At 68.7% G+C, this 21,342-nt stretch carries 17 protein-coding genes and 2 pseudogenes; 6 read left to right on the top strand and 13 right to left on the bottom strand.

Annotation, left to right across the window (positions count from 1 at the left end; all coding sequences use genetic code 11):
* The first annotated feature begins 84 nt into the window (after window positions 1-84).
* A complete protein-coding gene (locus tag ACLBYD_RS08955; protein ID WP_447816149.1) occupies window positions 85-423 on the top strand; it encodes a YciI family protein in 339 nt (112 codons plus the stop codon).
* Between the two features lie 3 nt (window positions 424-426).
* Entirely contained in the window at window positions 427-1,677 is a 1,251-nt protein-coding gene (locus tag ACLBYD_RS08950; RefSeq protein ID WP_447816148.1) for an RNA polymerase sigma factor, read from the top strand.
* A gap of 362 nt (window positions 1,678-2,039) precedes the next feature.
* Here the strand turns inward: ACLBYD_RS08950 and ACLBYD_RS08945 are convergent.
* From ACLBYD_RS08945 to ACLBYD_RS08925, 5 genes and pseudogenes are all read right to left on the bottom strand, one after another.
* Window positions 2,040-2,855, bottom strand: a pseudogene (locus ACLBYD_RS08945) (DUF2235 domain-containing protein); the annotation flags it as partial.
* Window positions 2,856-2,985: 130 nt separating this feature from the next.
* Window positions 2,986-3,474 carry an SRPBCC domain-containing protein gene (locus ACLBYD_RS08940; protein ID WP_447816147.1) on the bottom strand — a complete coding sequence of 163 codons (489 nt, stop codon included), beginning with the start codon at window positions 3,472-3,474 and terminating at the stop codon, window positions 2,986-2,988.
* Between the two features lie 69 nt (window positions 3,475-3,543).
* Window positions 3,544-4,983, bottom strand: a complete 1,440-nt coding sequence (locus ACLBYD_RS08935) for an MFS transporter (protein ID WP_447816146.1) — start codon at window positions 4,981-4,983, stop codon at window positions 3,544-3,546.
* A gap of 297 nt (window positions 4,984-5,280) precedes the next feature.
* A complete protein-coding gene (locus ACLBYD_RS08930) occupies window positions 5,281-5,619 on the bottom strand; it encodes a pentapeptide repeat-containing protein (protein ID WP_447816145.1) in 339 nt (112 codons plus the stop codon).
* Between the two features lie 468 nt (window positions 5,620-6,087).
* Window positions 6,088-7,677: a hypothetical protein gene (locus ACLBYD_RS08925; RefSeq protein WP_447816144.1), complete on the bottom strand. Its 1,590-nt coding sequence runs from the start codon at window positions 7,675-7,677 to the stop codon at window positions 6,088-6,090.
* A 195-nt stretch (window positions 7,678-7,872) separates the two neighbouring features.
* Here ACLBYD_RS08925 and ACLBYD_RS08920 point away from each other — a divergent pair, with 195 nt between their 5' ends.
* Both ACLBYD_RS08920 and ACLBYD_RS08915 read left to right on the top strand, forming a co-directional pair.
* Window positions 7,873-8,556: a hypothetical protein gene (locus ACLBYD_RS08920; protein WP_447816143.1), complete on the top strand. Its 684-nt coding sequence runs from the start codon at window positions 7,873-7,875 to the stop codon at window positions 8,554-8,556.
* Window positions 8,553-10,322, top strand: a complete 1,770-nt coding sequence (locus tag ACLBYD_RS08915) for a GMC family oxidoreductase N-terminal domain-containing protein (RefSeq protein ID WP_447816142.1) — start codon at window positions 8,553-8,555, stop codon at window positions 10,320-10,322. Before ACLBYD_RS08920 ends, ACLBYD_RS08915 begins: the two co-directional genes overlap by 4 nt.
* Before the next feature lie 347 nt (window positions 10,323-10,669).
* Here ACLBYD_RS08915 and ACLBYD_RS08910 read toward each other — a convergent pair whose 3' ends face one another.
* Genes ACLBYD_RS08910 through tkt form a run of 6 tightly spaced genes read right to left on the bottom strand, consistent with a single transcriptional unit; the run spans window position 10,670 to window position 17,700 of the window.
* A complete protein-coding gene (locus ACLBYD_RS08910) occupies window positions 10,670-11,248 on the bottom strand; it encodes a hypothetical protein (protein ID WP_447816141.1) in 579 nt (192 codons plus the stop codon).
* On the bottom strand, window positions 11,245-12,006 hold the full coding sequence (gene pgl, locus ACLBYD_RS08905) for a 6-phosphogluconolactonase (RefSeq protein WP_447816140.1): 762 nt from the start codon (window positions 12,004-12,006) through the stop codon (window positions 11,245-11,247). Before pgl ends, ACLBYD_RS08910 begins: the two co-directional genes overlap by 4 nt.
* Complete coding sequence (gene opcA / locus ACLBYD_RS08900) at window positions 11,999-12,919, bottom strand: glucose-6-phosphate dehydrogenase assembly protein OpcA (RefSeq protein WP_016691715.1); 921 nt, start codon at window positions 12,917-12,919, stop codon at window positions 11,999-12,001. The genes pgl and opcA overlap by 8 nt, the downstream gene beginning before the upstream one ends.
* Window positions 12,904-14,445 (bottom strand): glucose-6-phosphate dehydrogenase, encoded by a 1,542-nt coding sequence (gene zwf, locus ACLBYD_RS08895; protein ID WP_447816139.1) that lies wholly within the window; start codon window positions 14,443-14,445, stop codon window positions 12,904-12,906. The genes opcA and zwf overlap by 16 nt, the downstream gene beginning before the upstream one ends.
* A gap of 2 nt (window positions 14,446-14,447) precedes the next feature.
* On the bottom strand, window positions 14,448-15,593 hold the full coding sequence (gene tal / locus ACLBYD_RS08890; protein ID WP_447816138.1) for a transaldolase: 1,146 nt from the start codon (window positions 15,591-15,593) through the stop codon (window positions 14,448-14,450).
* 4 nt (window positions 15,594-15,597) lie between these two features.
* Window positions 15,598-17,700: a transketolase gene (gene tkt / locus ACLBYD_RS08885; RefSeq protein ID WP_447816137.1), complete on the bottom strand. Its 2,103-nt coding sequence runs from the start codon at window positions 17,698-17,700 to the stop codon at window positions 15,598-15,600.
* A 212-nt stretch (window positions 17,701-17,912) separates the two neighbouring features.
* Between tkt and ACLBYD_RS08880 the strand changes: the two genes are divergently transcribed.
* Complete coding sequence (locus ACLBYD_RS08880; protein WP_060653256.1) at window positions 17,913-18,890, top strand: heme o synthase; 978 nt, start codon at window positions 17,913-17,915, stop codon at window positions 18,888-18,890.
* 61 nt (window positions 18,891-18,951) lie between these two features.
* Here ACLBYD_RS08880 and ACLBYD_RS08875 read toward each other — a convergent pair.
* Window positions 18,952-19,922: pseudogene (locus ACLBYD_RS08875) on the bottom strand (quinone oxidoreductase family protein).
* A 23-nt stretch (window positions 19,923-19,945) separates the two neighbouring features.
* Here ACLBYD_RS08875 and ACLBYD_RS08870 point away from each other — a divergent pair.
* A complete protein-coding gene (locus ACLBYD_RS08870; protein WP_006551494.1) occupies window positions 19,946-20,287 on the top strand; it encodes a hypothetical protein in 342 nt (113 codons plus the stop codon).
* 71 nt (window positions 20,288-20,358) lie between these two features.
* Here the strand turns inward: ACLBYD_RS08870 and ACLBYD_RS08865 are convergent, their stop codons facing one another.
* Window positions 20,359-21,324, bottom strand: a complete 966-nt coding sequence (locus ACLBYD_RS08865) for a COX15/CtaA family protein (RefSeq protein ID WP_447816136.1) — start codon at window positions 21,322-21,324, stop codon at window positions 20,359-20,361.
* Window positions 21,325-21,342 lie beyond the last annotated feature (18 nt).

The raw sequence follows: 21,342 nt of genomic DNA, 5'->3' as shown, positions 1-21,342 counted from the left end.
ATTCCTCGTCGGGTCGTCGATACGGCAGGTGTCCGTTCGTCGTGATGGTGTAGGACGAACACCACACAGACGGGAGCGACCGCCATGAAGTACATGCTGCTGATCTACGCATCCACGACCGACGAGCCCACCTGCACCGTCGAGGACTGGCAGGACTACGAGAAGGCAATGCGCGACGCGGGTGTCCTCGTGTCCGGGCACGCCCTCCAGGATCTCGTCACCGCGACGACCGTGCAGGTCGACGTGGACGGACGACGCACGGTGACCGACGGACCGTTCGGCGAGAGCCGCGAGGTGCTCGGCGGATACGACGTCATCGACGTCGGCAGCCTCGACGAGGCACTCGACTGGGCGGCACGCTGTCCAGGGTCGCGGGACGGCGGCACGGTCGTCGTGCGGCCGATCGCCGACTTCGGGGACTGAGCGATGGGGGAGCCGGCCGCGGCCGTCGAGTCGGTGTTCCGCGAGGAACACGGCCGGCTCCTCGCCGCGCTCGTCCATCGCTTCGGCGACCTCGACCTCGCCGAGGAGGTCGCATCGGAGGCACTCGAGGCGGCGCTCGTGCACTGGCCGGTCGACGGTGTGCCCGAGCGTCCGGGTGCTTGGCTGCTCACCACGGCCAGGCGCCGAGCGCTGGATCGGGTGCGCCGCGACCGCGTGTATGCGACGCGACTGGCGGAACTGGCCGTCGAGACCGAACGTCGCGCGTCGTACGAACCGCCCGAGGCCGGAGAACTGCCGGACGACCGCCTCGAACTGTTCTTCACGTGCGCCCACCCCGCCCTCGCGGCGGACGACCGCGTCGCGCTGATCCTGCGCTGCCTCGGTGGTCTCACGACGAACGAGGTCGCGCGGGCCTTCCTCGTCCCGTCGCCGACGATGGCCCAGCGGATCGTGCGGGCCAAGAAGAAGATCCGCGGTGCCCGCATCCCGTTCCGGGTGCCCGGACCGGACGAACTGCCGGAGCGCCTGCCGGTGGTGCTCGCGGCGCTGTACTCGATCTTCACCGAGGGCTATGCCGCGAGCAGCGGTGAACATCTGCAACGCCTCGCCCTCGCAGAGGAGGCGGTCCGCCTCACGCGCATCCTGCACCGTCTGATGCCGGCGGAACGGGAGGTGAGCGGGTTGCTCGCGCTGATGCTGCTCGTCCATGCCCGCCGGGACGCACGCACCGACCCGACCGGCGCCGTCATGCTGCTCGACGTGCAGGACCGCACCCGATGGGACCGCGCGATGATCGAGGAGGGCAGCGCACTGGTGGTCGCCGCACTCACCGGACGACCACCCGGCCCGTACGGGGTGCAGGCCGCGATAGCCGCGTTGCACGACGAGGCGAGCGACGTCGACAGCACCGACTGGCCGCAGATCGTCGCCCTCTACGACGTACTGACCGCCCTGAGCCCGTCACCGATCGTCACACTGAACCGCGCCGTGGCGGTCGCGATGCGCGACGGGCCCGCGGCCGGACTCGAACTCCTCGACGGACTCGCCGACGAGCCGAGTATGCGCGACTACGGACCGTACGTGGTGGCACGAGCCGAGTTGCTGGCTCGGGTCGGCCGGAAAGGCGAAGCGGCCGAAGCGTATCGGCGGGCGCTCGAGCTCGCCGGTACCGAACCCGAGCGGCGCCACCTCAGGGCGAGGTCGGCGGAGCTGTCGCGTTCACGGGAGTTGTGACCGACCCCGGTGCGCCGAGACCTCCGATCGGGGCGGAGCGGCGCGGTCCGGCGGTTCGTACAGCCGGATACCTCGAGGTCGTAGCGCTTCGGCGTGTACCACTCCGGATCGACCCAGTGCGGATTCCGTAGCCGGGTCGCCAGACCGTCCTCCCGGAGCTTGACGCTCTCGTGGATCTTCAGTCCTTCGGGCGATCGTGCGCCGCCGAGGATCTCACGAGTTCCTCGCCCGATGAGCCACCAGATGCGGCTCATCCGGGTCGGCGTCGCCGTCGCGCTCGTCTGCTCCGGTTTCGGAAGCTGCCGCAGGCTCACCGTCCGGCGCAGGAGCACGCCGTGGTCGAGGGCGCCCTCGAGGACCCAGCGGAGCGAGATGTCCGCGAGCCGGCAGTCCTCGAATCCACCGCCGACGTCGGAGTGGACGCCCGTGAACCAGACCTCCTCGATCCGGTCGTTGGCGACCTCGTCCACCTTGTACGGCCTGCGGTACTCGTCGATGGAGATCGCGTGCCGGCCGGCTTCCACGTTCGGCAACTCCGCCGTCTTCTCGAAGTGGTGGTCCTTCTCGAAGATCCCGGGTGCGCTGACGCTGTCCCAGATCCCGAGGTAGTGCACGGGGACGGAGAACGTCCCGTTCGACGCGCGGCACACGGTCGTCGCGAACTGTTCGGCGCACGCGAAGTCGTCGGAGCCCCAGGACCTGCGACGGGCGTACGCGGCGATCGCGTACTGCACGAGATTCTCGGACGACGCTCGTGGAAGTCCGACGAGATGCAACATCGCCGCGAAGGCACGTGCTGTGTGGGCACCCCGGCTGAACCCGAAGAGATAGATCCGATCGCCGGGTTCCCACTGCTTCATCAGGAACGTGTAGGCCTCTGCGAGGTTCGTCTTGATACCGACGCCGAACGCGAGGCCGAGCGTGCGGGAGATCCTCTGTCCCACACGCGTCGAGGCGCCGGCGGAGGAGAAGGTACCGACGCCGGGGTCGTAGTAGGTGACCTGTTCGCCTGTCGTGTTCTCGAGCGCACGGAACAGGCGGACGACGTTGGTGTTCCCCTTCGCCCGAATTTCGTTTCCCGTGCCGTCGAAGCACAGGACGATGTTCTTCGACCCCTTCCTTCTGACGACCTTCTGCGCGATCTCTGTCGGTGGTGTGTTCGTTCCGGGCTGCGGCATCGTAGTACTCCCTGAATGCGACCGGCTGGTGGATTCGACGCTAGGAGGCGGCTCGGGAGGCCTCACGGGTAGTGCGCTACTCGAATCCGGTGGTGCTCGTCGGGCGGATCACTGCAGCGAAAGGCGCCGGTCAGCGGTATTCGTCGACCAGGTCGAGGTAGTCGTCCCACAACGGCGGGCGGGTGCCGGCCAGTGCTGCGTCGAGGCGGTCGAGGTAGTACTGCCACCCCGGCCCGATCTCTCCGGCCTCCGAGCGCGGGACGTGCCGGTGTGTGAACTCGAGGGTGGTGACCTTCCCGACCTGGCGCAGCACCACCTCGAGCTGCCACCCGTCCACGTCGACGGCGAATCCCTCCGGGGGAGAACACCGGAGGATGTCGACATAGGTGGTGGCCGAGTCGTGGTCGTCCGTCATGGCCAGGAGCACACGGCCTGTGGCGGGGTCGCCGGTGTACGTGCCGTACCAACGACCTAGCTTCTCCGAATCGGTGAGTGCCGCCCAGACCTCACCGATCGGGAGCAGGAAGTTGCGGTGGTAGATCAACCGCACCAGCGACGAGTCGCTCGGGCAATCACGCTCCGGGCTCACTTCGCCTGTGATCGTCCTCGGCGTGCTCATCACGGCTCCTCTCGATGGGCGCTCGCCTTACCGGAATTGTCCTGCATCCGGCTGCCTGCGCGGTCCGTTTCACCGCGATGGTTCCTCCGCTGTGGCGAAGGAGGTGCGCAGCCGTTGGTTGGGCAGCAGCGCGACCGCGACGAGTCCGACGACGGACAGCGCCGACAGCAGGTGGAAGACTCGGCCGGTGCCCTCGCCGTGAGGCGGGACCGTCGCGGCGAGGAGGGGTAGACCCACGGCTGCTCCGATGAGGCGGAAGAAGAAGACCGCCGCACCGGCCGCTCCGAAACGCTCCGGGGCGACGGCGTTCTGGACCAGCGTCACGAGGTTCTGCAACAGGACCCCGATTCCCAGACCGAGCAGCAGGACTGCAAGCTCGATCCACCACAGAGCGGTGTTGCCGTCGGCGAACGCGAGCATCGCGCATCCGGCGACCTGGAGCACGGACCCGGCCACGAGCAGTGCCTTCCACCTGCCGGAGCGGGTGATGAGACGACCCGAGGCGAAGGAGGACGATGCGAGTCCGAACACCAAGGGGGTCAGCAGGATCCCTGTGGCAGTGGCCGTGTGGTGGCGCACCGCCTGGAAGTACTCGCTGAGGAAGGACAGCGCTGCATAGAACGCGAACCCGGACGACACGGACGTGATCAGAGCGCACGCCACGGTGCGCTGCCCGAGCAGATCCACCGGCACCACAGGTGCGGGAGTGCGGCGTTCGACGGCGAGCCCAGCGACGAGCAGGACACTGCCGACGACGAGGTATCCGACCTGCGGCCACGACGACCGGCTCCCATCTCCGGCGCTGACCCACACGAGCACCAGCGTCACCCCGGCCGTGAGCAGTACCCCGCCGACCCAGTCGATCGGCGCGTCCGACGAGCTGCGCGGTCGCGGCTTCAACCTGCGTCGCAGTGCGACCAGTGCCACGGCGGCCGGTGCCGCGGGAACGAGGAAGCAGGCCCGCCAGCCGAGGGGCGTATCGACGAGGGCTCCGCCGAGGAGCGGACCGCCGGCCATCGACACCGCCATGACCACGGCGCCGTATCCGGCATAGCGGCCCTGTTCCCGCGGCGGGATGAGAGCGCCGAGCACCGCGACGGTGACGGCCACGACGCCGCCGAGGCCGATCCCTTGCACCACGCGGCCGGCGAGGAGAACGGACAGGGCCGGAGCGCAGGCCGAGACCACCGACCCTGCCGTCAGCGTCAGCAGAGCAGCCTGGACGAGAAGGCGTGTGTCGTAGCGGTCGGATATCGATCCCCAGACCGGGGTGGTGGTCGCGTTGGCCAGGAGAGCGACCGTGATGATCCAGGTCATGCCTACGGACCCGCCACCGAGTTCTGCCGTGACGGCGGGCAGTGCCGGGATCGCGACGGTGCCCGAGAGCAAGGCCGCGAACAGCGCGGCGAGCAGGGGAAGCAGCACCGCGAGAATGTCGTGATGCGTGGGTGGTGGATCGACGGACGTCGGTGACGAGAGCTGCGGAACTGCAGCATGGTGCGAGGACATGACGGGGTCCTTGGAAGAAGTCGGCGCTCGACGGAGTCGAGGGCAGGGCCGGAACGGAATGCAACACGAAGCGAGGGCACGCCGGGATCGGACCGCCGGAAGGCGGGATCACCGATGCGATACTCGTCGCTCCATGTTCTGCATTCGCATTACTTCTCCTCGGACGGGTGGACGCTTCCATGTCCACCGAATCGATATTCCCAGTGTGCGCCATCGGCAGGCATCAGCACGAGTAGTGCGCTACTCGATCTTCTCCGGACCGGATCGGACCGAGTACGTACAGACGTAATACCCGACTCAACGGGGGACCGCAGGCGCGGGCGGTGCAGTTCCATCGCTCCACGTGGTGCTGGCGTCGTACACGATGCCGGTCAGGTCGGCCTCGTGAAGCTCGGTGCCGATCAACGTTGCGCCTGTGAGGTCGGCACCGTAGAGGTCGACGTCGGTCAGGAGAGCAGCCGTGAGGTCGGTTCCCCGGAGATCGGCGTAGGTCAGCACGGTCTCGGTCAGATCGGCACCGTAGAGGTCTGTATCGGTCAGAGAGGCGCCGGCAAGGCAGGACGTCGAGAGATCGATCGCGTCGGGCCCGTCGTGATCGGCGTTCCGTCGTCCGATGGCCGTGAGAGCCGCTTGCACATCGACCGAGGGGCGGGGCTCGGTGAGGGGATCCGGCGATTCGGCGCACCCCGGCGTGACGGGGAATGGGTTCGGACGAAAGCACCCAAGACCTCGAAGATCGTCGGATGATCGGGAACGGAGTCGCGGGACAGGCGTTCGAGGGAATAGACCGCGCCCAAACGGACGTCGAGCGCCGACGAACCGAGCTGTTCGATGGCTCTGCTGAAACGCTCGGTGAGGAGTCCCTGCTCGGAGAGTTCGTACTGGTTCTCGTTGGCGCGTAACGACTGGCCGGAGAACCAGAGGGCGCCGACCGCAGCGACTGTGGTGTCGACGAAGGTGACGGATGCTGTGTCGTGGGTCGCAACCGCTCCGCGTGTCTCCGGCGGCGCGGTTCGGGGGGACGACGTGGCGTCATGCGTGCAGGATCCATGCGTCTTCCTGTATCGGGTCGCGTCGGGTCAGTCCCACATCGATGTCGATCATTCACCGCCCGCAGGCGTGGTCGTCACCGCCGCAACCGCTGAGGTCGTCGTGGGGAGCCGTCGTCTCATCCGACACCGGCTCGCCCTGGTCATCGAGTTCTATGTGCCGATCAGGCGTCAAGGTTCGATCACGCCAGGCTTGTATGTAGCTGATCCACTCGTCGTCGCACAACGTGCCGGTCAGTAGTTCCAGACGGCTCTCGGCGGTGTCCGGAGAATCGCCACGGCGGGCGATCGCGTCGGCCAGAGCCTTGCGGTGAGCGCATCGTCGTTTGGCTGCCAGTAGGTCGGTCGCGCTGCGAATTCCCAGGGTGCGCAGGTCGGACAACACTTCCGTGCCCTCGAGGTCGCCGGGACCGTCCGTCTTCGTCGGTTCGAGGATGTGGAGGCGCAGGATCGCCTGGTCTACCCAGTCGACGAGACGCCCGACCGGAATTCGCGTTTCGAGCAACAGGTCCACGAGATCGTGGTGCGCGAGGGCCTCGACGTTGGGTACGCCCTCGTCGATCAGGCGGGCCTGGTCGTAGAGGTCGAGCCCCTCGATGTCGGTCAGCGGTAGCTGCTCTTCGAGGGCACGACGATCCTTGGGGAGAAGCCGGTGTCGCAGGGTCTCGCGGAACAGGACCATCGCCGTTTCGGGAAGTACGCCGATCAGGAACGCCAACGGAAGCACGGTGGCGTCGTAGACCGGCGACTCCGGTGATCCGACGACGGCCTGTAGCAGGCAGGCCAGGATGGCAACGGTGATCACTCGCACGGTGATCGCGCTGTATGCCTTGGGCCGCAGGTCGTTTCGGGAATAGCGGCGCAGACAGGTGTTCAGGGAGAAGAAGTATGCGCCCAGGAATGCGAACGCAAGTGGGTCGGCGAGCGCAGTGAAGAAGCTCGTGTCGGGTGCCGTGGGGGAATGCAAGGCCATGGTCCAGCCCAACGCGATGGTGACGGTGGAAACGAGGATGGGCCACAGCCGTTGGGTGGCGTTCACCGTCGTGGTTCGTTCGTCCGCGGCGTAGAAGACCTCGTCCATCTGACTGCCGTACTTCGCCTGCACGTCGGCCAGGGTGTGGACATTCGGGTCCAGCCGGAAGATCTGCCATTCGAAGCGGTCACGGAGCGTGCTCGAGCGCTGGCGATCGAACAGGAAGAACAGCAGGCCCGGCAACATCGTCGCCACTGCGACGAACACGATGGCGACGATCGGCGCCTCGGCGATTCGCACCAGCCCGGTCCGGAACGCCAGGACGGGGACTACGACGCTGATCGCGAGCATGCACCACAGCGTGACCGTGTGCAGTTGACGGCGGGAACGCGGTTTCGCGCCGTCGAGACGTTTCTCGACCGGGGGCCGAACAGGGACCACGAGTCCGCGATGTATCAGACCCTCCCATGGCCACTGTTCTTCGGGTTCGGTCGGCACACGACGTTCGAGTGGCGCGAACACGAGTGTTCGGCCGTCCATGTGGGTGATGTGCAGTCGTGTAGGCGTCGCGTTGCGCAGCGTGAACCCGGGAGGCGCGGCTGGGCTGTCTCCCTGGTTGCGGCGCCGCTTCCAGATCTTCGCGAACCGGCTGTCTTCCCTCTTCTGCAACATGGTTCTCACTCCGTTGCATCGATCGGCCCGTGTTCGAATCCTGCGCGCCTCGGGTGTGGACGGCACGGGTAGCGGGCTACCCGATTTCCCTTCTCGCTCCGCCGGTCCGTGCGACCGAGGGGCGATTCGGACGAAATACCGCAACCGTTCCGTGACATCTCGTACGCTGCACCACGGAAACGACGAGGGGGCGACGTGGACGACCCGCAGCATGGGTACTGGAACAGACGGCGTTTTCTCGCCGGGATGGCCGCGACGATGGCAGCGTTGGTCGGCATCGCCGAAGTGTTCGCGCGGGAGGTGAACGCGAGTCCGCTGAGCGAGACGCCTCCCGTGCGCGACACGATCAACGGGGTGCTCGCGTTCGTCGTACCCGGCAACGACCCGTACTCGCACCAGCAGGGCGTGTGGACCGACCGGCCCGGCGGCGTCACCGTCGGCACGGCGGAATCCCTCGAGCGAACCCTGGACCAGGCATCGCCGATGCCGCTGCTCGGACCCGAGGCGGGCAACCTGCCCGGTGCTGCGGCGATCGCGGTGCTGCTCAACACCTTCGGTGTCACCGCCGACCCGCGTTCGGTGAGTGGGCCGTTCGCGGCGCCCTTCGCGAACCTGAGCCATGCCGCGAAGGCGCAGGTCTTCGAATGGCTCGACACCGACCCGCGTTTCGAGGGTCTGGTACTGAAATTCGTGGTCAACGCGATTCCCACCCTGGCAGCCTTCGCGGCGTTCTCGGAGGTCTCCGCGTACGACCGCGCCCGGCGCGAGGTCACGGGACGCCCGGTCGGCTGGGAGCTGAGCCGCTATGCCGGGCCGAGCGACGGGTGGGACGAGTTCCTGGGTTACTACGGCGGAATCGACGAGGTAGGGGATAAATGACCGACGTCATCGTCATCGGGGCCGGAGGCGGCGGGCCCGTCGTGGCAAAGGAACTCGCAGCGCGCGGCCTGGACGTGCTCGTTCTCGAGGCGGGACCCCGTTTCGCCGACCCGGAGAACGAGTGGACCCACTTCGAGGACGACATCAACAATCCGATCACCGGGCTGTTCCGCCACGGCCCCGGAGACCGCTCGGGCACGCCCTGGCTCCGTGATCTGCCCCAGAACTCGTTCGTGTGGCAGGTGTCCGGCGTCGGTGGCACCACGCTCCACTTCTTCGGCAACTCGCCGCGGGCGGCACCCGGCGCGTTCTCCGGATACGACGGCGCCGACCGCGACATGTACGACACGGCGCACCTGTTCCCCTTCGGATACGACGAGCTGCGTCCCTACTACGAGTGGGTGGAGGCCACGCTGCCCGTACAGACCGCACCGATGGGCGCCAAGGAGCAGGTGTTCCTGCGAGGTGCAGCGGCGATGGGGCTGCCGCACCAGACCTCGCTCGACACCACCGGGCCCGCCCACCGCGCCCAGCAGAACGCGATCCTCCAACCCGGTGGCACCGCCGGCCGCACCCGAGACCGCGCGCGTCTGCACCATCCCGAAGCGCGGGGCTGCACGATGTGCGGGCACTGCTATCAGGGCTGTTATCTGCCGCTGGGGGCGCCGCGCAATCTCAAGGCCAAACGGTCCACCGACAACTCGTATGTCCCGATGATGCTCACCGCCGACGCGTGGTCATCCCAGGGGCGTGCCGTCACCCTGATCGCCGATGCGGTGGTCTCCGAGATCCTCGTCGAAGAGGTGAACGGGGAGACCGTGGCACGCGGCGTGCGGTTCACGACAGCGGGGGAGGAGCACGAGGCGACCGCCCCGGTGGTGGTGCTGGCGGGCGGGTGCATCGAGAGCCCGAGATTGTGGCTGAACTCGACGCTGCCCAATCCGAACGGATGGGTCGGCCGTGGCCTCACCGACCACCACATGGACGCGGTCTTCGGCGTCTTCGACGAGTACACCGGGCAGACGCGCGGACCGGGATCCAACGCGCGCGTCGATCTGCCCGGCTACGGCGGGATCGAGCAGGTCGGCCTGCCCCCGGCGTTGATCGCGTATGCGCTGAACTTCAGCGACTCCGGCATCCACGGGTACGGACGTGCCGGAGGCGTCGTCGATTCCGCAGGGGCCGACAGTGTGGGTCGGCTCGTCGGACGCGACCTGCTCGACACGATGGCCGACACCGACCGCGTCCTCGCGGCGCTCGTCATCTCGGACGACGACGTCGAACCGGACAACCGCGTGACGCTCTCGCCGATCCTGTATCCGGACGAAGCAGGTCTGGCGCCGCGCGTGACCGTGCAGCATCGTCGGCGATCGGCTCGTACCCGCCGCAATCGTGACTACGCGACCCGCAAGGCCGTCGAGTTGATGAGGGCGGCGGGCGCGAAGAGGGTGCATCGCTGCGACTGGCCGCCGCTGATCCTGCACTCGCAGTCGAGCATGAGGATGGGGGTGAGCGACCGGGATTCGGTGCTCGACGCCGACGCGGAGGCCCGGTGGGTGAAAAGGCTGTTCGTCGCCGACAACTCGGCGCTCGCCAACAGCCTCGGTGGCCCGAACCCGACGTTGACGACACAGGCGATCGCCACCCGCACGGCGGAGAAGATCTTCGCGAAGTACTTCGGTGGCGATCCCTGGGTGGCACGGGAGAACCCGGTGTCCTCGATCGACGACCGCGTCACCGCGGCGGTGATCGAACGGGATATCTGACCGTTCGCTCCCCGGATCGGAACGGCCGATTTCGTCCCGAGTGGAACCGTCGGGCGTCCCGGCGCGTCGAACGAGACAGAGGGCCGTGACGACAACGGTCCACGACGGGAGGAGCTCACCGGCATGGACCCACGAACGGTGCGATGTGTCCCGGGTCGATCACCACTGCGCGCGCTGCGCTCGACGGCAGGTCCGCGTTCGATGAATCGGATGCGGTGCGTGCGAACCGGTCTCGACGACCATGGCGTCGACGAATCCTCCGGGAATCCACGGGCGGAGACGGACGAGGCCGACGATCCCGACTTCGACGGCGCCGGCGCGTGACGGCCGGATCGCCGATCACGGCGTCAGGATGCCACCGTCACGTCGGCGAGGACCGTACGCCAGAACTCCTTGAGGGTGGCGACGTCGTCGGGATCGACGAGACGGTTGTTCGCCACGGCGATACGGCACTTCCCGGGACCCGACTCGCCGATGGTGACCTCGACGCGGGTGCCGTCGTCGAGGGCGCACCGCCAGTATCGCCATTTGGGTGTCGACGAGACCGACGGTTCGCCGGTCACGACGCGACCGGCGAAGTCACCGCGGTCGCGCACGGCGGCCTGCCAGCCGGCGAGCGCCTCGTCGAGAGTGCCGGTGACGGTGCGGCCCACACCCGCCGAGAACGTGCCGTCGGCCTGCTGGCCCGGCACGCGGCGGCCGATGTGCTGTTCGTAACCGACGGTGATCGACTGGGCCCACCAGCCCGCGTTCTCGACGCCGAGGTCCTCGAGATCGCGCTGGATGTGGGGAACGATCTCGGCGTGGCGCAGTTCGGCGGCGCCGAGTTCGGTGAGCCGCGCGACCCAGCTGTCCCAACTGCGGCCGGTGGCGCGTTCGACGGCACCGGTGTTGGTCGGGCGGGTCCCGCGGCTCTGCTCGGTCATGAGGCCGGGAGTTGCGCTGCGGCAGCCGGATCGACGAACCACACGGTGCGTTCGGTGCCGCGGGCGCCGGCGGAGGGGAAGTCCTCCGGGGCGGCGCCACCCACTGCCGCCGCGACGGCCTCTGCCTTGGCATCACCGGTGACCAGCAACCAGACCTGCCGCGCCCGCTGCACGGCGGGCAGCGTCAGCGTCACCCGGGCCGGCGGCGGCTTCGGGGAGTCGTCGACACCCACCACGAAACGCTCGGACTCGCGCACCGCGCCGGTGTGGGGGAACAGCGAATTGATGTGTCCCTCACCGCCCATGCCGAGCAGGTGCACGTCGAAGACCGGTGCGGTGCCGTCGGGGGAGTGCGCCGCGAGGAGTTCGGCGTAACGCTGGGCCGAGTCCTGCGGTGTGCTGCACCCGTCCTCGCCGAGCGCCGGCATGGTATGGATGCGGGCCGGGTCGATCGGCACGTGGTCGAGCAGAGCCTCACGGGCCTGCACCTCGTTGCGATCCGGATCGCCGGGCGGCAGGAAACGCTCGTCGCCGAAGTAGATGTTCACCGCCGACCAGTCGATGGCGCCCTGGTCGCGCCGCACGTTCTCGAGCATCGCGATACCGGTACCGCCGCCGGTGAGCACGACGTGGGCCTGCACCCGCTCGCGCTGCGCGGCGACGACGGCATCGACGAAGGCGGACGCCGCGGCGCGGGCGACCTCGTCGGCGTCGGCGAAACGCCGGATCTCGGACGGAGTGCGGACCGTGTCAGACATAATCCACCTTCGGCAGGGCCGACAACGCGGCTTCGTAGACTTCGTCGGGATCGAGGCGACGCAGTTCCTCGGCGAGACATTCGGCCGAGTTCCGGCGCGCCAGGCTGATCAGCGAATCGGGCTTGTGGGTGCGTTCGAGGGTCGCCACGCGACCTTCCTGCGGGCGTTCCAGAGCGATCGTCTGCGACGCCGTGCGCAGTTCCACCCTCAGCTCGCCGATAGCTCGCTCGACGGGGCAGTCGAGACGGCTCGCGAGCCAGCCCGCGATCAGATCCACGGCCGGCTCGGTCCGCAGACCCGACACGCGCGCCGAGAGCACCGGCTCGTAGGGCGGCTGATCGAGTGCCGAGACCAGCAGCGCCCGCCAGTAGGTGATGCGGGCCCAGGCCAGATCCGTGTCGCCCGGCCGGTAACCGGACAGGCGGGTCGCGAGATCGGCACGCGGGTCGTCGGAGTTGGTCACGTCGGTGATGCGGCGGACGGCGAGGCGACCCACCGGGTCCTCGGCCGGGACCGCGGGGGCCTGGTTGGGCCACCACGCGACGACGGGGGTGTCCGGAAGGAGGAACGGCACCACGACCGATTCCTGATGTTCACCGAGTTCGCCGTGCAGGGCGAGGATCAAGGCTTCGGAGGCGCCCGCTTCACCGGCGACCCGGATCTCCGCGTCGAGCCGCGACGGACCGTCCTGTCGTCCGCGACCGACGACGATGACGCGGCAGGGATGTTCCTTCGACGCCTCGGTGGCGGCCGTGATCGCGGCGTCGAGGCCCCGCGCGTCGCCGGCGCACACGATGAACGTGAGAACACGTCCCTGCGTGACCATTCCACTCGACCGTCGCAGCTCCACCAGCTTGCGGCTGATGGCATTCGCGGAGGTGTTGCGCAACTGGAGCCTCACGGACGCCTCCATTCCCGGCCGGTACGCCGCAGCATCTCGTCGGCCGAATGCGGACCCCAGGTACCGGACTCGTAGGGCTCCGGTCGCCCGTTCGCCGCCCAGTGCTCGAGCACCGGATCGAGGATCTTCCAGGACAATTCGACTTCCTCGTCCACCGGGAACAGCGACGGGACACCGAGGAGAACGTCGAGGATCAGCCGCTCGTAGGCCTCGGGGGAGGAGACCGTGAACGCCTGGCCGTAGCTGAAGTCCATGTTCACGTCCCGGACCTCCATCTCGGAGCCGGGCACCTTCGACCCGAAGCGCATCGTGATGCCCTCGTCGGGCTGCACGCGGATCACCAGCGCGTTCTGGCCGAGTTCCTCGGTCATGGTCTTGTCGAACGGCAGGTGCGGGGCGCGCTTGAAGACCACTGCGATCTCGGTGACGCGGCGTCCGAGGCGCTTGCCGGTGCGCAGATAGAAGGGCACACCGGCCCAGCGGCGGGTGTCGACCTCGAGGGTGATGGCCGCGTACGTCTCGGTGATCGAATCCGCAGCGAAGCCCTTCTCCTCGAGCAGACCGACGACCTGCTCGCCGCCCTGCCACCCGGCTGCGTACTGACCGCGTGCGGTGGTCTCGTCGAGCGGCTCCGCCGGCCGGGTCGCCGACAGCACCTTGATCTTCTCCGCGTGCAGCTCAGACGCCGCGAAGCTCACCGGCTCCTCCATCGCGGTGAAGGCGAGCAGCTGCAGGAGGTGGTTCTGGATGACGTCGCGCGCCGCGCCGATGCCGTCGTAGTAGCCGGCGCGACCACCGAGGCCGATGTCCTCGGCCATCGTGATCTGCACGTGGTCGACGTAGTGCGCGTTCCACACCGGCTCGAACATCTGGTTCGCGAAACGCAACGCGAGGATGTTCTGGACCGTCTCCTTGCCGAGATAGTGGTCGATGCGGAAGACGGATTCCTCGGAGAACACCTCACCGACAACCGAATTGAGTTCGCGTGCGCTCTCGAGGTCGTGCCCGAAGGGCTTCTCGATCACGACGCGGCTCCACGAGCCGTTGCGTTGCGCGGCCAGACCCGAACGCGACAGCTGCCCGCACACCACGGGGAAGGCGTCCGGGGGGACCGACAGGTAGAACGCGTGGTTGCCGCCCGTACCGCGCTTGCGGTCGAGCTTCTCGAGGGTCGTCGCGAGTTCCGCGAACGCCGCATCGTCGTCGAAGGTGCCCTGCACGAAGCGGATCCCCTCCGCGAGGCGCTGCCAGACCTCCTCGCGGAAGGGAGTACGCGAATGCTCACGCACCGCGTCGTGGACCACCTGACCGAAATCCTCGTCGGCCCAGTCCCTCCGGGCGAAACCGACGAGCGCGAATCCGGGCGGCAGGAGGCCGCGGTTGGCGAGATCGTAGACGGCGGGCATCAACTTGCGCCGGGCCAGATCGCCGGTCACGCCGAAGATCACCAGCGCGCACGGGCCGGCGATACGGGGCAGTCTGCGATCTCTGTTGTCCCGGAGCGGATTCACCCACTCCGCCGCACCGGATTCGGGCACGTTCAGCCCTCCGCGCCCGGCGCGTGAGCCGCGAGCTGTTCCGCCGTCGCCGCGAGCAGGTCCTTCCACGACACGACGAACTTCTCCACTCCCTCGTCCTCGAGCTTGCGGAAGACGTCGGGGAGATCCACACCGACCGATGCCAGCGCGTCGAAGACCTGCTGGGAGGCGGCGATGCTGCGGGTGACGGTGTCGCCCGTGACCTCACCGTGGTCGGCGACGGCCTCGAGGGTCTTCTCCGGCATCGTGTTCACGGTGTTCGGCGCGACCAGCTCGGTGACGTAGAGGGTGTCGGGGTAGTCGGGGTTCTTCACACCCGTCGACGCCCACAGCGCACGCTGGGGAACGGCACCCGCCTCGGTGAGCTGCTCGAACCGCGTCCCGCCCTCGAACGCGCGCTGGTAGGCGCCGTACGCGAGCCGCGCGTTGGCGAGACCGGCCTTGCCGCGCAGCGCCAGCGCCTGATCGGTGCCGATCTCCTCGAGGCGCGGGTCGATCTCGGTGTCGACACGCGAGACGAAGAACGACGCGACCGAGCGGATCTTCGACAGGTCGTGACCGGAGGCCTTCGCCGCGGTCAGGCCGTCGAGGTAGGCCTCGATGACCCGCTCGTAGCGCTCGACCGAGAAGATCAGCGTGACGTTGACGCTGACACCTTCACCGATCACCCGGGCGATGGCCGGCAGACCCGCCACCGTCGCCGGGATCTTGATGAACAGGTTCGGGCGGTCGACGATGCGCCACAGCTCGAGGGCCTGCTGGACGGTCTCGTCCGTCTTGTGCGCCAGACGCGGGTCGACCTCGATCGACACCCGTCCGTCGAGGCCGTCCGTGGCCTCGAACACCGGCGCGAGGACGTCGCAGGCCGCGCGCACGTCGTCGGTGGTGACGGTGCGGATCGCCTCGGTGGCGTCGGCACCGGCGGCAGCGAGATCGCGGATCTGCGCGTCGTAGGCGTGGCCCTTCGACAGGGCGGCCTGGAAGATCGACGGGTTGGTCGTCACACCCACGACACTGCGGGTCGCGACGAGCTCGGCGAGCTTGCCGGAGTCGATGAGGTCGCGGGACAGGTCGTCCAGCCACACCGAGACACCCTGGGCGGACAGTTCGGCCAGCGCAGCGTTCTGCGTGGAGGTCTGCTGGGTCATCGGATCATCCCTTCACTCGGGTCAGCGAGCGACGCGCGGCGTCGACGACGGCCTCGGCAGTGATGCCGAACTCGCGGTACAGGGTCTTGTAGTCGGCGGAGGCGCCGTAGTGCTCGAGCGAGACCGGCTCACCGGCGTCGCCGATGAGGCGGTACCACGGCATCGCGAGACCGGCCTCGACGGACACGCGGGCGCGCACCGACGGGGGCAGCACCTCGTCGCGGTAGGCCTGGTCCTGCTCGAGGAACCGGTCGAGCACCGGCACCGAGACGACGCGGGTGGGCACACCGTCGGCCTCGAGGGTCTCGCGGGCGGCGACGGCGAGCTGGACCTCGGAACCGGTCGCGAGGATCACGACCTCCGGGGTGCCCGACGAGGCCTCGGCCAGGATGTAGGCACCGCGGGCGACACCCTCGGCGGCCTTCTCCCGCGTGCCCTCGAGCACCGGCACGTTCTGACGGGTCAGCGCCAGAGCGGTCGGGCCGGTGCGGTTCTCCAGCGCGGCCTTCCACGCGAACGACGTCTCGTTGGCGTCGGCCGGGCGGATCACGGCGAGATTCGGGATCGCGCGCAGCGCCGCGAGGTGCTCGATCGGCTGGTGCGTCGGGCCGTCCTCACCGAGACCGATCGAGTCGTGCGTCCACACGTAGATCGCCGGGGTCTGCATGAGGGCCGCGAGACGCACCGCGGGCCGCATGTAGTCGGAGAAGACGAGGAAGGTGCCGCCGTAGGGGCGGGTCGGGCCGTGCAGGGCGATGCCGTTGAGGATCGATCCCATCGCGTGCTCGCGGACACCGAAGTGCAGGGTGCGTCCGTAGGGCTGCGCGTTCCAGTCCTTCGTGGAGATCGACTCGGGACCGAAGGAGTCGGAACCGGGAATCGTCGTGTTGTTGCTGCCGGCGAGGTCGGCGGAACCGCCCCACAGCTCGGGCAGCACCGGTCCGAGCGCGGCGAGGGCCTTGCCGGACGCCGAGCGGGTCGCGGGACCGCTCTCGGTGGGCTCGTAGGTCGGCAGTGCGTCGACCCAGCCCTCCGGGAACTCACCGGCGTGCAGGCGGTCGAACAGTTCCTTGCGCTGCGGCTCGCGGGCGGCCCACGCGTCGAAGTCGGCCTGCCATGCGGCGCGTGCCTCGGTGCCGCGCGTCACGACCTGCCGGGCGTGCTCGATCACGGCCGGGTCGACGTCGAAGTTCTTCTCGGGGTCGAAGCCGAGGATCTTCTTGATCTCGGCGACCTCGTCGGCGCCGAGCGCGGCACCGTGCGCGTCGCCGCTGTTCATCTTCGTCGGCGCCGGGTAGCCGATGATCGTGCGGACGGAGACGAAGGACGGACGGTCGGTGACCGCCTTCGCGGCCTCGACGGCCTCGAGCAGCGCGGTGACGTTCTCGCCGCCCTCGACGGTCTGCACGTGCCAGCCGTATGCCTCGTAGCGCTTGGAGACGTCCTCACCGAGAGCGATCGTGGTGTCGTGCTCGATGGAGATCTTGTTGTCGTCGTAGAAGACGATCAGGTTGCCGAGCTGCTGGACACCGGCGAGCGAGGACGCCTCGGAGGTCACGCCCTCCTCGATGTCGCCGTCGGACGCGATCACGTAGACGTAGTGGTCGAACGGGCTCGAGCCGGCGGGCGCCTCGGGATCGAACAGACCGCGCTCGCGGCGGGCGGCCATCGCCATGCCCACGGCGGAGGCCAGACCCTGACCCAGCGGGCCGGTGGTCATCTCGACGCCGGCGGTGTGGCCGTACTCGGGGTGGCCCGGGGTGAGCGAACCCCACGTGCGCAGCGCTTCGAGGTCGGCGAGCTCGAGTCCGTAGCCGGACAGGTACAGCTGGGTGTACAGCGTCAGGCTCGAATGTCCGCACGAGAGCACGAAGCGGTCACGGCCGACCCACTCGGGGTCGGTCGGATCGTGGCGCATCACACGCTGGAAGAGGGTGTACGCGAGGGGAGCGAGGCTCATCGCGGTACCGGGATGCCCGTTTCCGACCTTCTGCACGGCGTCGGCGGCGAGCACGCGCGCGGTGTCGACGGCCTTGGTGTCCAGGTCGGTCCAGTCGGCAGGATGCGCAGGCTGGGTGAGGGTGCGGATCTCGTCTGTGATCGACACGAGCTTGAAGTCTCCTGACATGGGTGTACGGGGTCCCGGCGGGTGGAAGTCGGCCCGCGCGCTACTTCAGACTAGTGCGCTGCTCCGAACGGGTCGATTCGGTCCGGGCAACGGTCCGGTCTACCATCGTTCGTAGTAGAGGAGCGTCCGGAACCGGGCGACCGTGAACGGGCGAAACGAAGGTGCGGATCCGCGTGGGACAAGGAGACAGTGTGCGGGCAGGGCGACGGCCGGGAGGACACGGCTTCGGCGCCCCCGAAGCGCCGAGCGCCCCGCGCCCCGACACCGCGTGGGGCCGGATCTCCGGCACCGTCCTCGCCTACATCGCGTTGACCAAGCCGCGGGTGATCGAACTCCTGCTGGTCGCGACCATTCCCGCGATGCTGTTCGCCGACCGCGGCAACGTCGACATCGTGCTCATCCTGAGCACCCTGTTCGGCGGCTGGATGGGTGCGGCGAGCGCCAACTCGCTCAACTGCGTCGTCGACGCCGACATCGACAAGGTGATGAAACGCACCGCGTTGCGTCCGCTCGCCCGGCAGACGGTGCCGACACGCAACGCCTTCGTCTTCGGCATGGTGCTCGGGATCGCGTCGTTCGCATGGTTGTGGTGGCGGGCCAACCTGTTGGCCGGACTGCTGGTCGTGGCGACGATCGCGTTCTACGTGCTCGTGTACACGATGGTGCTCAAACGCCGGACCTGGCAGAACGTGGTCTGGGGCGGGGCCGCCGGATGTATGCCCGTGATGGTCGGCTGGGCCGCTGTGACGGGTTCGCTGAGCTGGGAACCCATCGTGTTGTTCCTGGTCATCTTCTTCTGGACGCCGCCGCACACCTGGGCGCTCGCGATGCGCTACAAGGAGGACTACAAGGCCGCCGGCGTGCCGATGCTGCCGGTCATCGCCACCGAGCAGCACGTCACGAAGCAGATCGTGCTCTACACCTGGGCGACCGTGATCGCGACGCTGGTGATCGTCCCGGCCGCCGGTGTGATCTACGCGGCCGTCGCGCTGCTCGCGGGGGCCTGGTTCCTGATCGTCGCGCACCAGCTGTTCAACAGCGTGCGCGGTGGGGCGTCGGTCAAGCCGCTCAAGTTGTTCCTGCAGTCCAACAACTACCTCGCGGTGGTGTGCCTGGGCCTGGCGATCGACTCCGTGCTCGCACTACCCACGATCGGCTCGTACTTCTGACCCACGCTCGACGAACGCCCCGGCCGATCGACCGGGGCGTTCGTCGTGTCGGGTGGGGAGATCACGGGATCAGGACGATCGATCCGGTGGTCCGGCGTCCTTCGAGATCGGCGTGGGCGCGGGCGGCCTCGGCGAGGGGATAGCTCGCTCCGACGCGGAGCTTCAGCGACCCGTCGGCCAGCGCCGCGAGCACGTCGCCCGCACGCCACAGAAGCTCCTCGCGGTCGCGGGTGTAGTGCACGAGGGTCGGCCGTGTGACGAACAGCGAACCCGCCGGGTTCAGCCGCTGCAGGTCGAAGGGCGGGACGGGTCCGCTCGCGGCACCGAACAGCGCGACCGTGCCGCGCACGCGGACGGACGCCAGCGACGCCTCNCCTCGAAGGTCGCGGCACCGACACCGTCGTAGGCCGCGGCCACCCCCTCACCGTCGGTGAGCTCGCGCACCTTCTCGGCGAGGTCGTCTCCGTAGCGCAGCACCTCCGTGGCACCGGCCTCGCGCGACAGGGCCTCCTTCTCGTCGGAGGACACCGTGGTGATCACCCGCACGCCCTTCGCGACGGCGAGTTGCGTCAGGATCAACCCCACACCACCGGCACCGGCGTGGACGAGCACCGTCTCGCCGGGCTGTGCCGGGTGGACGGAGTTCAGCAGGTAGTGCGCGGTCATGCCCTGCAGGAGGACCGAGGCGGCCTGCTCGGCCGGCACCGAGTCCGGGACCGGCACGGCGACCTGCTCGCGGACGCGGACCAGTTCGGCGTACGAGCCGGGTGCCTCGCACCACGACACTCGGTCGCCGACCGCCGTGTCCCGCACACCCTCGCCGAGGGCGACGACCGTGCCCGTGCCCTCCGAGCCCGGGATGTACGGCAGCTCCGTGCCGTAGAGGCCGGTGCGGAAGTAGGTGTCGATGAAGTTGACGCCGATCGCGTCGGTGCGGACCAGCAGCTCACCCGGTCCGGGCGAGGGGTCGGGTCGTTCGACAGGGACGAGGACGTCGGGGCCTCCGTGCTGTGCCACTTCGATTGCGTGCATAGCGCTCACAGTATTCTGCAGACATGAGCGTCGAAACACAGGTCGTGGCCGCACCGGCCGACATCGTCTCGTCCATCCGCAGCTTCGTCGCCGAGCACGGAGGTTCCGGGAAGGCCGTGCTGCAGCCGATCGGTCTGTCCGGCGTCCGGATCACCGTGGTCGCCGCCGACGGCACCCTCGGCGACCGCGTCGCGAAGGACCTCCCGACGGCGCGCGCCATCGTCGAGGAGATCCCCGACGTCACCGTCTCCGAGTGGGACCGCGAGGTCACCAGCATCGCCAACCCGCAGAAGGGTCACTGGGCGAAGATGGCCGGCTGGGTGGCACGTCAGACGAAGTTCCCGAAGGCCCGCAACGAGCGCTGACCGCCCGTTCCCCGTACGACGACACGCGGCCCCTTCCCGGAAATCCGGGGAGGGGCCGCGTCGTCGAACGGTCAGGCCGGAACGGGCTCGCGATCCGGTGCGGTCGTGCGCGTCCGTCCGGCCGCCCAGACCGCGGCGGTCGCCGCCGTGCACAGTCCGGCGCCGGCGACGTGGAAGACGACCAGCACGGCAGGCACGTCCGTCCAGAACTGGACGAGGCCGATGCCGGCCTGCGCGACCACCAGTGCGAGGACGACCTTCAGACGTAGGGTGACGGCTCGGGGTGCATGGACCGCGTAGACGGCGAAGGTGAGGCCGATCAGCAGCGCGAGATAGCCGACGAGCGCTTCGGCGTGCAGGTGGACGAGATTGGTGATGTCGAGCGCGAGGCGCGGGACGGGTCTGTCGACGCTCTTGTCTCCGGCGTGCGGTCCGGCGCCGGTGACCATCGTGCCGAGCACGAGGACCACGGCGAGCGCGACACCCGACAGGGCGGTGAGTCGGCGCAGCGGCTGGGGCAATACCTGCACCACCGTGCCGTCGTCCGGTTCGCTCACCTTCGCGTAGAGCACTGTCGCCAGCCACACCATGAGCATCGACGCGAGCAGGTGGATCGCGACCGTCCACCAGGCGAGACCGGCCAGGACGGTGATGCCGCCGATGACGGCCTGCAGCACGGTGCCCGCGGGCATCACCCATGCCCAGGCGATGACCTCCTTGCGGCGCCGTGCGCGGGTGACGGCCAGCACGATCGCGGCTGCGACGGCCACGACCACGAAGGTCAGTAGCCGGTTGCCGAACTCGACCACCTGGTGCAGGGTGTTCACCCCGCTCGACACACCCACCGGGACCAGCGACCCGGGGAAGCACTGCGGCCAGGTCGGGCAACCCAGTCCGGAGGCGGTGACGCGGACGACCGAGCCGGTCACGGCGATGCCGCCCTGGGTGAGAATCGTGAGGAACGCGATGATCTTCTGCGTCCGCAGCGACGGCAGGGGGAGACGGTCGACAAGGCTCAGGTAGCCGCGATACAACACGGTTCGATGGTACGGCGT

This window comes from Rhodococcus sp. C26F (assembly GCF_053345925.1).
Note: the sequence above shows the minus strand (reverse complement) of the source record. Positions and strands in the feature narration are given on the sequence as shown.